Below are 12,136 nucleotides of genomic sequence, written 5' to 3'. Positions count from 1 at the left end.
CAGGTGCGTGACGGGCGACTGCAAGGCGACCGCCCCACAGAAACCCTCCAGCCCAAATTGTCATGCGTCGCCCCGTCCGGGCCGAGTGCCGCCCTGCCCGATTTGGCAGTTTGGCTAGACGGGGGACGCAGCCCGAGCATGCTCGGCGGTATCCCAATGTCTGCGAGAAGAGGTTCTTCTCACTGTGCGTTCCTGCGGAAGCAGGAACCCAGAGCCTTGGTGCCCTGGACCCCGGATCAAGTCCGGGGATCACTCGCCCTTAAGCAAGCTTGATCTCGACGTTCACGCCTGCAGCAAGGTCGAGCTTCATCAGCGCGTCGACTGTCTGGGCGTTGGGCTGTACGATATCGAGCAGCCGCTTGTAGGTGCGCACCTCGAACTGCTCGCGCGACTTCTTGTCGATGTGCGGGCCGCGGTTCACGGTGAACTTCTCGATACGCGTCGGCATGGGAATGGGGCCACGAATAAGAGCACCCGTACGACGCGCTGTTTCTGCAATCTCTCCAGTTGCCTGGTCGAGAACGCGATGGTCGAACGCCTTGAGGCGAATACGGATATTCTGTGCTTCCATTACCTATACCGATGCGAAAGAGCCAAGGAGCGTTTTACCGCTCCCAAAAATAAAAGGCCCACCCTGTTTCCCCGGTTTCCCGGACGGGAGGCCCCATGAATTTCGTTGCAACTGAGACGAATCCCGGTTGGCTTGGTCGCGCATATACGGAGCGAGTAGGATTCTGGCAACCCCGAAAACCCACGAATTTCGCGCTATTTGCAAGAGACCCGTTGCACCGCGATCGGCGAACCTACTCTTACACAAATTGGGGCCCGGCTCTCATGTAAGAACCGGGCCCCTGATTTGGTGCGTTCCGTGAGGAACAGCAGCTTACTTCGTGATCGAGCTCACAACGCCCGAACCCACGGTGCGGCCGCCTTCGCGGATAGCGAAACGCAGACCTTCGTCCATGGCGATCGGTGCGATCAGCTTGACGTTGATGGTCACGTTGTCGCCCGGCATCACCATTTCGGTGCCTTCGGGAAGGATCACTTCGCCGGTCACGTCGGTGGTGCGGAAGTAGAACTGCGGACGGTAGTTGGCGAAGAACGGCGTGTGACGGCCACCTTCGTCCTTCGACAGAACGTAGACTTCTGCGCTGAACTCGGTGTGCGGGTTGACCGAACCGGGCTTCGCGAGAACCTGACCACGCTCTACGTCTTCACGGCCAACGCCGCGGATCAGAGCGCCGATGTTGTCGCCGGCTTCACCCGAATCGAGCAGCTTGCGGAACATTTCGACACCGGTGACGGTGGTCTTCTGGGTGTCCTTGATGCCGACGATTTCGACTTCGTCGCCAACATTGACCTTGCCGGTTTCGACACGGCCGGTGACAACCGTACCACGACCCGAGATCGAGAACACGTCTTCGATCGGCATCAGGAAGTCCTTGTCGACCGGACGATCGGGCTGCGGGATGTGGTTGTCGACAGCGTCCATCAGTTCCTTGATGGAGTTTTCGCCGATTTCCGGATCGCGGCCTTCGAGAGCGGCCAGAGCCGAACCCTTGATGATCGGAATGTTGTCGCCATCGAAATCGTACGAGCTGAGCAGTTCGCGGACTTCGAGCTCAACGAGTTCGAGGATTTCTTCGTCGTCGACCTGATCGACCTTGTTCATGTAAACGACCAGAGCCGGAACGCCGACCTGACGGGCAAGCAGGATGTGCTCGCGGGTCTGCGGCATGGGGCCGTCAGCTGCGTTCACAACCAGGATCGCGCCGTCCATCTGAGCAGCACCGGTGATCATGTTCTTCACGTAGTCGGCGTGGCCCGGGCAATCGACGTGCGCATAGTGACGTGCGTCGGTTTCGTACTCAACGTGAGCGGTCGAGATGGTGATCCCGCGCTCGCGCTCTTCCGGAGCCTTGTCGATGTTACCGAAATCGACAGCTGCACCCTGCACCTTGGTGATAGCCGCAGTCAGCGTGGTCTTGCCGTGGTCAACGTGACCGATGGTGCCGACGTTTACGTGCGGCTTGTTCCGCTCAAATTTTTCCTTCGCCATTTCGAAAATAACCTCTGTTAGAAAATGAAATCGTGCGGGAGAAAGGCGGTGCCCGCTGAATCAGGCGCCGCCCCTATACCGGCTTGCTCGGTTAAGCAAGCTTCTCCTTAACCTCTTGCGCCACGCTCGCCGGAACTTCGTCGTAGTGGCTGAACTGCATCGTGTACTGGGCACGGCCCTGTGTGAACGAACGCAGCTCATTGACGTAGCCGAACATGTTGGCCAGCGGAACGAATGCTTCGACCGCCTGGGCGTTGCCGCGGCTGTCCGTACCCTGGATCTGACCGCGACGGCTGTTCAGGTCGCCGATGACGTCGCCGAGGTAATCCTCCGGCGTGACAACTTCAACCTTCATAACCGGCTCGAGCAGCTTGATCCCGGCCTTCTGCGCAGCTTCGCGCATCGCGCCGCGACCGGTGATTTCGAATGCGACCGTGCTCGAGTCGACGTCATGGTATTTGCCGTCGATCAGGCGGATCGTGAAATCGATGATCGGGAAGCCGACCAGGAAGCCGCTTTCGGCCTGCTCGCGCATGCCTTTCTCGACCGACGGGATGTATTCGCGCGGAATGTTACCGCCCTTGATCTCGTCTTCGAAGATGATGCCCTGGCCGCGCTCACCGGGGGTGACGACAACCTTGGCTTCACCGAACTGACCCGAACCACCCGACTGTTTCTTGTGGGTGTAGGTGAGTTCGACTTCGCGGCCGAGCGATTCGCGGTAAGCCACCTGCGGCGCGCCGACATTGGCTTCGACCTTGAATTCGCGCTTCATGCGATCGACGAGAATGTCGAGGTGAAGCTCGCCCATTCCCTTGATGATCGTCTGGCCCGATTCGTGATCGGTGGTGACGCGGAAGCTTGGGTCCTCGGCAGCCAGGCGGTTGAGGGCAACGCCCATCTTTTCCTGGTCGGCCTTGGTCTTCGGCTCAACGCTCAGCTCGATAACCGGATCGGGGAATTCCATCCGCTCAAGGATGATCGGAGCATTCGGCGCACAAAGGGTATCACCGGTGGTGGTTTCCTTCAGGCCCGCAATCGCAACGATGTCTCCGGCGAATGCCTCTTCGATGTCCTCGCGATTGTTCGAGTGCATCAGCAGCATACGGCCGATCTTTTCCTTCTTGTCCTTGACCGAGTTCAGGACAGTACCTTTCGACAGCTGGCCCGAATAGATGCGGGTGAAGGTCAGCGAGCCGACGAACGGGTCGTTCATGATCTTGAACGCCAGTGCGGAGAACGGTGCGCTGTCATCGGACGGACGCTCGTCTTCCTCGTCGCTTTCAGGCTTCACACCCTTAATGGCGGGAACGTCGAGCGGCGAAGGCATGTAATCGACCACCGCATCGAGCAGCGGCTGAACGCCCTTGTTCTTGAACGCCGAGCCGCACAGCACGGGCACGAAGTCGCGCGCCATGGTGCCCTTGCGGATAAGCCGCTTGAGCGTTGCTGCGTCGGGCTCTTCGCCCTCGAGGTAAGCTTCCATGACGTCGTCGTCTTGCTCGACAACGGTCTCGATCAGCTTCTCGCGGTATTCGGCAGCCTTGTCGGCGAGATCGGCCGGGATATCGACATAGTTGAAGTTCGCACCAAGCGCTTCGTTTTCCCAGATGATGCCGCGGTTGTTGACGAGGTCGACAACGCCCTGAAGGTCGGCTTCAGCGCCGATCGGCAGGTACAGCACCAGCGGCGTCGCGCCGAGGCGATCGATGATGCTCTGGACGCAGTAGTAGAAGTCGGCACCGGTGCGATCGAGCTTGTTCACGAAGCACATTCTCGGCACGCCGTACTTGTCGGCCTGGCGCCAGACGGTTTCGGACTGCGGCTCAACGCCGGCAACGCCGTCGAACACGGCAACCGCGCCGTCGAGCACGCGAAGCGAACGTTCGACTTCGATCGTGAAGTCCACGTGCCCCGGCGTGTCGATGATGTTGATGCGGTGCTTGGGACCCTGGCCATCTTCGGCAGACCAGAAGGTCGTGGTCGCAGCCGAGGTGATCGTGATCCCGCGTTCCTGCTCCTGCTCCATCCAGTCCATCGTCGCAGCGCCATCGTGCACTTCGCCGATCTTGTAGGACTTACCCGTGTAATACAGGATGCGTTCGGTCGTGGTGGTCTTGCCGGCATCGATGTGAGCCATGATGCCGATATTGCGATAGCGCTCCAGCGGATACTCGCGGGCCATAATTCATTCCTTAAGCGTCAGTGGGGGCCGCCACAGCGGATGGGGCCCCATATAGGGAGGATTGTGACAGGCGAAAGACGTGTGCCCTCGCCTGCCCACAATCTTACCAACGGTAGTGCGAGAACGCGCGGTTCGCATCCGCCATGCGGTGCGTGTCTTCGCGCTTTTTCACAGCGTTGCCCCGGTTGTTCGCCGCATCCATGAGCTCACCGGAGAGGCGCGCCGACATGGTGGTTTCCGGACGACCGCGCGCAGCACCGATCAGCCAGCGGATCGCGAGCGCCTGGGCACGCTCGGGGCGAACCTCGACCGGCACCTGGTACGTCGCACCGCCCACACGGCGGCTGCGCACTTCGACCTGCGGCTTTACGTTGTTGAGCGCATCGTGGAACAGCTGCACCGGATCGGCCTTGGCCTTGGTCTCAACCGTTTCGAGCGCCGAGTACACGATACCTTCGGCAACGGCTTTCTTACCGTCGAGCATCAGGTTGTTCATGAACTTCGAAAGGACCTGATCACCAAACTTGGGATCAGGAAGGATAACCCGCTTTTCGGGTCTACGACGACGTGACATTCTTGCTAACTCCTTCGGAGAGCGGCGACACATCCGTGTCGCCTTGGCGGTTCCAGCCCTCTCCCCCGCCCTTCCACCCGGAGGATACCCTTATGGGCAAAAGGGCGGGGAAGAGGACTGGACCCGCGTTGAAACTCTAATCCGGCTCCGGTCTGCTCCCCTGCCCTTCCACCGTGAGGATAGTTTCCGGGTGGAAGGGCGGGGGAGCGGGCCGGTGCCGTAGCCCTGAGCGGATGCTCAGGGCGTACCCATCATTTAGGCCGCTTGGCGCCGTACTTCGAGCGGGACTGCTTGCGGTCCTTGACCCCTTGCGTATCGAGCACGCCGCGAAGGACGTGGTAGCGAACGCCGGGAAGGTCGCGAACACGGCCGCCGCGGATGAGCACAACGGAGTGCTCCTGCAGGTTGTGGCCTTCGCCCGGGATGTAGGAGATGACTTCGCGCTGGTTCGTCAGGCGCACCTTGGCAACCTTACGCAGAGCGGAGTTCGGCTTCTTCGGCGTCGTTGTATAGACGCGGGTGCAGACACCGCGCTTCTGCGGGTTCTGCTCCATCGCAGGGACCTTGGACTTGGCCTTCTGCGGAGTGCGGCCCTTGCGGACCAGCTGGTTGATCGTCGGCATAAGTTACTCTTCACCGTGTTGCCTGACCCTTCAGCAAAATGGGCACCGGTTTTGCGCCCGGAAGGATCAGAATAAATGGCGGCAACTCAAGGCTCGGTCCGTGGGGAGTGTAGCTTGCGCTTCGGGCAACCTGATTTCCTGCGAACGCAGGACCCCAGAGCCGCAGTGGACTCCTGCTTTTGCAGGAGCGCACGAAGGCACAAGCTGAAACGCTCCACCCAAACCGGCCCTTCGGCCACCGGGTTACTTTGACGGCTGCCTCGCTAAACGTTCCCTCTTCGTGATTTCCTGCAAAAGCAGGAACCCAGCGAAACAAGGAAGCGCCCCAATAGAAAAGGCCTTACTCGAAGGAGCAAGACCTCGCGGGACAAGGCCGGCAATGTTCAGCTCTATTGTTCGAGCGGGACTCGGAGGAGGCACGCTCGGATGGGCGCGCACTTAGGGGGGATTGGGGGTTGGGTCAAGGGTGTGCGTCGCGCTCCGTTAATCTCTTGTAATATTTAGCCTAGCAAAATAGGCAAATAAAAAACGGGAGGAATATTTGACACACTCAGTTGGCATTCGAACTTATCAGCTTTTCATTACAAAAAAGCGGAAAGCCTCATTTGTTGCGTTGGACGACGAGGCTCTTTCGAAACCATTTCCTGAGTTTTTGTCAGAATTCGTGACGTCGCGAACAAGTACACAGAACCTGATCGATATCGAAAAGAGCTGGAAATTCAACCCAGAAAGCACCTCTACGCTATCAGGCCATGAGGGTACAATTGCGTATGGGCGGTACGGCTTCGCCGCGAGCCTGATTGATATCGCCACTGGTAACGAGAATTATCGACGAAAGCGCACTGATTCAGAGGTTTTGAATCTCTTTTATCGCTTCTGGCTCCCCGAAGGCGAAAAATTCTGCGTCGCGGCTTTTGAGTCTTTTAGCGGGAGATCGTGTATCACGCTTGTGTTCGAGGAGCTGAGGAAAAGGTTCGAAGGCGAGAATCCAGAGTTAGTGCTTCGAATAAGAAAGCTTATGCCTACCGGCGCTTCAGCAAAAATCTATGCCGGAAAGCCAATCAAAAATATCGCTCTGACAACACGGAAGCCGCCAAACGATCTTGCCGACAAACTTTTTAAGGGTAAAGCGCACACGACCAAGCGCATGACGGTGAAAATCTTCGCAGGCAGAAATGATCTTCTTGGTGATTTTACAGATTTGATCAACAGCCTGCCTGCTGACGGCTCAGGTGTGTTGTCATACGACGGTGTCGACTTCGACAAAGCGGTGGCCGACGTTAAGGTAGGGAAAGAGATCAAACCGGTGGGTGTATTTGGTGCTCATGACGAAGTGGGTGTCATTGATATCACCGAGGACGTTTCAAAAGATGCCGACGGACTTCCGACGTTCCAATCAGTAAAGAAGGAAGCGGACAAAATTTTGGCTGCGGTTTACGAGACGCTTCAGGATATGACGCGTGAAAATTGATGTAAGTAAAATAGTTTTCGACTTTATCGGTACTATCCGAGGCGAGAGATGGTCCATCACCTCTATTTTCGACATGGTTGTTCTTTTTGGGGTACCAAGTATTGCATCGGCATCCTCAATTTGGTTTAAAGAAAGTATAAAGTCTGAATTTTATTTGAGCCTTTTCACGCTTTTTGGCGTTTTCGTTGCCGTATTTATTGCAGTTCAGGGAGTATTAGTGTCACTTCACGGAGCACCTCCCCCCTCTACAAATAATTCATCAAGCATTAGCGGAAAGCAAAGGCTGAGAGATCGTAACCAATTGGTCAAGGAAGTCAGCTTCGCACTAAGCTATTTAAAGCTTATAATGATAATCGGAATGGCAATTTTCGTAATTCCAATCGCGACCGGCTCGGATCTTTTTTTATTCAAATGGATGGCAGTCGGAATGGCGGTCCATTTGTTCATAAATCTTCTGATAATTTCGAAACGACTACACGCACTTTTCCATTTCCAATTTTCAGATGAATAGGGGCTCGATCCGAGTGCTCATGTTAGCCGGGAACATGTACACCGCGCACTGAGTGTTTGTTTTCGGTAAGCGCATCCGCGCTCGCGACTAGTGCTTTTTCGGTCGTCCAGCTTCGATCCCATCGCGCCAAGGCGTTTGGTGCCTCGTCGCTAGCTCGCGCCAGAACGGCAGCGCAGCCGCCGCAAGGGCGACCGCCCGCCCGCAGGCCCGATAGGGCCGAGGATATCGCACCCCGGATGGGGTGCGGACAACAAAAACTCCTCTCCATACAGACCGGCGCTTTCCGCATAATCCCGGCCACAAAGACAAACGTCCCTTGGCGTGAGTCTTTTGTTTGCGCCCTCAGACGCCGGGCGCGACGCATCCGCGTCGCTTGGCTTCGGCCTACCGGCCGGCGCGCGGTCGCGCGCTGGCTCGCCTCCGGCTCGCACCATTCCCGGCCACATAGTGTTTTCCTACTTGGCCGGATTGCGCATACTTCCGTTGAGCCATGACCAAGCTCACCAACCACCGCGCCATCGCCCGCCAAGCCACTTCCGCCGTCGCCTACTCCGCCGAGCCGCCTGCGCCGGGCGATCCGCTGCTCGATTTTGAGCCGGTTCCGCACAAGGCACCGCGTCGCAACTCGATCACGCCCGATCTCCAGCGCGAATTCATCGCGCATCTCGCCGCCACCGGGATCGTCAAATCCGCCGCCAAGAATATCGGCAAGTCCATCGAGGCCATCTACAAGCTGCGCCAGCGGCCCGGTGCGGAGGGCTTCAACGCGGCGTGGGAGGAGGCTCTCCAATGGGGCGTCCTGCGGCTCGAGGACTGTGCCCTCGAGCGCGCGCTGGCTCAGAGCGCCTTCGATCCCATGGCCAACGGGATGCTGTGCTGGGTGATCCAGCACCGCCGCGCCGACTGGGTCGACGTCCGCAATCTGGAACCGGGCCATCCGGTGTATGACTACATCGCGCGCGAAGTGCTGGAAGGCCTCGGCCGCGAGCCGGACACGGTGTGCGGAGACTGAGGAGAAGTCCCTGTTTTAAGCTCACCCAGATGGGCGAGCGTAAACACGATCCATTTCACCACTCGCGGGCCAGCAATCCGTAGACCCACACGTCGCGCAGCCCCTCGTGCGTGGTCTCATGCTCGCGGAAATGCGCCTCGCGGACGAAGCCCAGCCGCTCCGCCGTGCGGGCCGAGGCGGGGTTCTCGCAATCGACCACGGCGATGAGCTTGCGCGCGGTCCCTTGCTCGGTCGGGCCTTCCCCGATCGGCGCGGTGAACAGGTGATTGATGAGCGCGGCCATGCACTCGCGGGCGACGCCTTCGCGCTGGCGGTGCGCGCAGGTGATGTAGCCGACCTCGATCACCCCTTCCTCATGCGCGGGCATGGCGACGAAGCGGCCGGCGACGCCCGCTGCGTCCTCGGCGATCCAGGTCCTGCCCGGCCAGTCGGGATCGGCGAGCCAGCTGTGCAGTTCCGCTTCGTCGGCGAAGGCCTCGCGGCTGAGATAGCGGCATTGATGCGGGTCGGAGAGCGTCGGGAAGAGCGCGGCAGCGTCGGTCCGGCGGAGCGGTCTCATCGTGAAGCGGGGCGTCGTGAGACTGGGGACGCCGGTCATTCGGTGAGGAACTTGACCAGCGCCTTCACCTTCTTGCTGCGCCATTGCGGGGTCGGCGCGACGAGCCAGTATGCGCGGCGGCTCTCCTCCGGTTCGCCCTGCGCTTGCAATGCGCCGCTTTCGAGCGCGCCTGCGACCAGCGGATGCGGCAGGACGGTGCGGCCCATCCCTGCGAGCGCGCTGGAGAGCGCCTGGCCTGCGCTGCCCGCCTTGATGCATGGCTTCACCCCTTCGGGTAGCGCCGCACCGGGCCAGTCGATCCACGCATCGCGGTGCTTGGGCGCAGCGACGGTGACGCGCTCTGCCGGGGCGAGCTGCACGCCCTCGAGGTCGCCCGGCCCGTCGACCAGCCGGATCGCGATGTCGAGATTGGCCTCGGTAAAATCGGCGTTCTCGTCCGCGACGAAGCTGTAGAGGACCCCGGGCGTATCGGCCTGGAACACCGCAAGGCGCGGGGCGAGCCATTCGGCGTAGAACTCGCGCGGGGCGGCAATCGTGTACCTGTCGGAGGATTGCCCCGCCTGCATGGCCTGCACACTCTCCTCGAAACGAAGGAACCCTTCGCGCAGAGCATCGAGCCCAGCCTCGCCCTCCGGCGTCAGCTCGAGCCCCTTGGACGTGCGGCGGAACAGGACCACGCCGAGGTGATCCTCAAGCGCGCGGATCTGCTGGCCGACAGCCGCAGGCGTCACCGCAAGCTCATCAGCCGCGCGGGTGAAGGACAGGTGGCGCGCCGCCGCGTCGTATACGCGCAGGGCATTGAGAGGGAGATGCGTGCGTTTCACAGGAGCCTGCTTTAGCGCGCTATGCGATCATCGCAAGCCACTGAGAGTGGACCCGCGCAGCCGCTACGCCGGCTCAGCGATTGTCGTCGGCGGTTTCCGGCGCGGCGAGCGGGAAGAACGGGATGCGCACCTCCAGCGGAGAGCCGTCGCCGCGCAGGAAGGTGTAGAACCCTTCCATCGAGCCGTGCGGCGTCGTCAGCGGACAGCCGCTTACGTAATCGTGGCTTTCGCCCGGCTGGAGCATCGGCTGTTCACCGACCACGCCTTCGCCATCGACATGGTTCACCATTCCGCGGGCATCGGTGATACGCCAGTGGCGCGTGCGCAATTGCAGCGGTTCGTGCGAGCCGTTCTCGATGCGGATATGGTAGACCCAAAACCACTTGCCCGCCTCCGGATGGGACTGTTCGGGCAAAAAGTTGACAGCGACCCGAACGGTAACTCCGTCGGTAATGGCAGCGTGTTGGAACAGCTCTTTCATAGCAAACCCAAGGTAACGATTCTCTTTTGGGTAACAAGAGCACCAACGCGGTTAATCCCCGCTGTATCCCGATCGGGGCAGATTTCATCCACCGTTCAATGTCTGCGGGTAACGAATTGCTGGGTGGTCGCGGCCAATGATCGCTAGTTCAGCAGCGAGCGAGCTCCTTGGGAAGCCGGGTCGTATGATGTTCGGCCACCACTGGCCCGGACAACAAGGTCATCTGGCCAGGCTCTTCGCCCGGTCGAATTTCGAACTTTGCCGCGTCGGATTTCAGCACAACGGTTCCGTCCTCCTGCTCCTGTGTCTCAAGATTGCCGAATTCTTTCATGACCCTCCCGGCGATGCCGAAGACAATCTTGTCTTCATTGATGACCATGACACGGCCCATCTGACATTCCATGGCGTCGCGCATCGACGCAGTAACCCAGGCGCCGTTGAGATCCGGACCGGAATTGCCGCAGCCGGAAACTAGCGCAGCGCCAAAGGCCACGGCAAAGGCGGCCGAAAATTGCTTGATTTTCATATTATGCACCTCAGTAAAGGCGATGATATTGATCGCGGAGTGCCACGTTCCGGGCCTATTCGCAGCTCGTCATTTCGATTGACACACCTTCGCGCATGTTTCCGACTGCGGTCTCGACCACATCTTTTGAGTCCACGCGCATCGACTGCGAGTTGATTTCGGATCCATCGCTATCGATGATGGCGAGATTTACGAGCTTGGGCTCATCGGATGTGTTGCGCACAACCACGGATGTCTGACCGAACCTGCCCGGCTCAGTTCTCATTTCGACCCCGGAACAACCTCCACCCATTCCGGCGCAACCGCTTAGTGAGATTGCCGCTCCAAGTAACACGTATGCACGAATGCCCCTGATCATTTTGCCTCCAACCCTGTTGACGAGATCGATCAATCGATCTTCGAAACCGGTCTAGAGGTCTCGGCAGAGAGGCTTAACCTATAAAAAGATAAAGCTAATCGGCCGCCCGAAGCGCGCGACGGGCGCTGTTGCCGAGGAGACCGCGGTGGTAGGCTTTTGGGATGATCTCTCGATTGAGGTGGCAGCCAAGCTTGCCGCGCAACTGCTTGAGATGAAACGATACGGTGACCTCAGACACACCCAGCCTTTCAGAGATCTGCTTGTTGGAAAGCCCGTCCCATAAAGCCATCAGGAGATCCTGCTGGCGGGGCGAAATCTTCAGCGTTTCAAGCGCCGCGAGCTGTCGCCTTTCCGGGTGCAGCTCGTGATAGGCTATTGAGTAAATCATGTAGAGCAGCGGCAACTTGTCCTTGACGATTTTCGAGAATTCAGTTTCAGAAAGGAGGTCTGTCCCCAGCGCAACACCGCCATCGACCACACCGTCTGCATTGCGATGCGAGAAGCCGACGGCTCTCTCCATCCCCGCCTCTTTCGCTTCGGCAATCAGCTGCCTTGCCCTTTCCGGCCAGTCCAGAGGCTGGCGCTCATCCACTGAATACATGATGGCCGGGATGTTGGTGCCAAGCACGTGCGGGATCATCGCATCGACGGAACCGTAGTCACGCGCCGCGTAGTGCTCCTTCCAGTTGTTGCGAAAGTTCTCTATGAAAACGGGGTCCTGGTGAGTTTCAGCGTCCGGAAACACGGTGTAGTTAACGACATTGAACCCGAGCGCCGCATAAGTCTGGACCAAGCATGCCCATTTGTCGTCGAAGCCGTCGGCAGCCTCGAACCGCGAAACGAAATCAATCAAGAAATTCTGCATAGCTACAGGCCGTCGCCTGGATCGACCCTCACCCCCTCATGCGTCTCTTCCGGACCTCATGATCAAATCACACCCATGCGGTATCGTC

Annotated in this window: 14 protein-coding genes; 3 read left to right on the top strand and 11 right to left on the bottom strand. The window is 59.2% G+C overall.

Annotation, left to right across the window (positions count from 1 at the left end; all coding sequences use genetic code 11):
• Positions 1–259: 259 nt before the first annotated feature.
• The 5 genes from rpsJ to rpsL form a co-directional block, all read right to left on the bottom strand.
• Positions 260–571: a 30S ribosomal protein S10 gene (rpsJ, locus tag IB285_RS04000; RefSeq protein WP_061924928.1), complete on the bottom strand. Its 312-nt coding sequence runs from the start codon at positions 569–571 to the stop codon at positions 260–262.
• A 312-nt stretch (positions 572–883) separates the two neighbouring features.
• Positions 884–2,059 (bottom strand): elongation factor Tu, encoded by a 1,176-nt coding sequence (tuf, locus tag IB285_RS03995; protein ID WP_190786962.1) that lies wholly within the window; start codon positions 2,057–2,059, stop codon positions 884–886.
• 91 nt (positions 2,060–2,150) lie between these two features.
• Entirely contained in the window at positions 2,151–4,244 is a 2,094-nt protein-coding gene (gene fusA / locus IB285_RS03990; protein ID WP_190786961.1) for an elongation factor G, read from the bottom strand.
• A 103-nt stretch (positions 4,245–4,347) separates the two neighbouring features.
• Positions 4,348–4,818: a 30S ribosomal protein S7 gene (rpsG, locus tag IB285_RS03985; protein ID WP_190786960.1), complete on the bottom strand. Its 471-nt coding sequence runs from the start codon at positions 4,816–4,818 to the stop codon at positions 4,348–4,350.
• Positions 4,819–5,069: 251 nt separating this feature from the next.
• A complete protein-coding gene (gene rpsL / locus IB285_RS03980; protein ID WP_007164630.1) occupies positions 5,070–5,441 on the bottom strand; it encodes a 30S ribosomal protein S12 in 372 nt (123 codons plus the stop codon).
• Between the two features lie 541 nt (positions 5,442–5,982).
• Here rpsL and IB285_RS03975 point away from each other — a divergent pair.
• From IB285_RS03975 to IB285_RS03965, 3 genes are all read left to right on the top strand, one after another.
• Positions 5,983–6,912: a hypothetical protein gene (locus tag IB285_RS03975; protein ID WP_190786959.1), complete on the top strand. Its 930-nt coding sequence runs from the start codon at positions 5,983–5,985 to the stop codon at positions 6,910–6,912.
• Positions 6,902–7,423 (top strand): hypothetical protein, encoded by a 522-nt coding sequence (locus IB285_RS03970; protein WP_190786958.1) that lies wholly within the window; start codon positions 6,902–6,904, stop codon positions 7,421–7,423. Before IB285_RS03975 ends, IB285_RS03970 begins: the two co-directional genes overlap by 11 nt.
• A 490-nt stretch (positions 7,424–7,913) precedes the next feature.
• Positions 7,914–8,435 (top strand): hypothetical protein, encoded by a 522-nt coding sequence (locus tag IB285_RS03965; protein WP_190786957.1) that lies wholly within the window; start codon positions 7,914–7,916, stop codon positions 8,433–8,435.
• Between the two features lie 55 nt (positions 8,436–8,490).
• On the opposite strand, the gene IB285_RS03960 is transcribed toward IB285_RS03965, so the two are convergent.
• From IB285_RS03960 to IB285_RS03935, 6 genes are all read right to left on the bottom strand, one after another.
• Positions 8,491–9,033: a GNAT family N-acetyltransferase gene (locus IB285_RS03960; protein ID WP_190786956.1), complete on the bottom strand. Its 543-nt coding sequence runs from the start codon at positions 9,031–9,033 to the stop codon at positions 8,491–8,493.
• Positions 9,030–9,818, bottom strand: a complete 789-nt coding sequence (locus IB285_RS03955; RefSeq protein ID WP_190786955.1) for a LysR family transcriptional regulator — start codon at positions 9,816–9,818, stop codon at positions 9,030–9,032. Before IB285_RS03955 ends, IB285_RS03960 begins: the two co-directional genes overlap by 4 nt.
• A 73-nt stretch (positions 9,819–9,891) precedes the next feature.
• Positions 9,892–10,299, bottom strand: a complete 408-nt coding sequence (gene apaG, locus IB285_RS03950; RefSeq protein ID WP_190786954.1) for a Co2+/Mg2+ efflux protein ApaG — start codon at positions 10,297–10,299, stop codon at positions 9,892–9,894.
• Between the two features lie 148 nt (positions 10,300–10,447).
• Positions 10,448–10,825 (bottom strand): hypothetical protein, encoded by a 378-nt coding sequence (locus IB285_RS03945; protein WP_190786953.1) that lies wholly within the window; start codon positions 10,823–10,825, stop codon positions 10,448–10,450.
• A 55-nt stretch (positions 10,826–10,880) separates the two neighbouring features.
• Positions 10,881–11,090, bottom strand: a complete 210-nt coding sequence (locus IB285_RS03940; protein ID WP_190786952.1) for a hypothetical protein — start codon at positions 11,088–11,090, stop codon at positions 10,881–10,883.
• Positions 11,091–11,277: 187 nt separating this feature from the next.
• On the bottom strand, positions 11,278–12,048 hold the full coding sequence (locus tag IB285_RS03935) for a helix-turn-helix transcriptional regulator (RefSeq protein WP_190786951.1): 771 nt from the start codon (positions 12,046–12,048) through the stop codon (positions 11,278–11,280).
• Positions 12,049–12,136 lie beyond the last annotated feature (88 nt).

It is taken from the genome of Erythrobacter rubeus, assembly GCF_014705715.1.
In the GTDB taxonomy this organism is placed as follows: domain Bacteria; phylum Pseudomonadota; class Alphaproteobacteria; order Sphingomonadales; family Sphingomonadaceae; genus Erythrobacter; species Erythrobacter rubeus.
The sequence above is the reverse complement of the archived record's forward strand: the minus strand, read 5'-3'. Positions and strand labels throughout refer to the sequence as shown.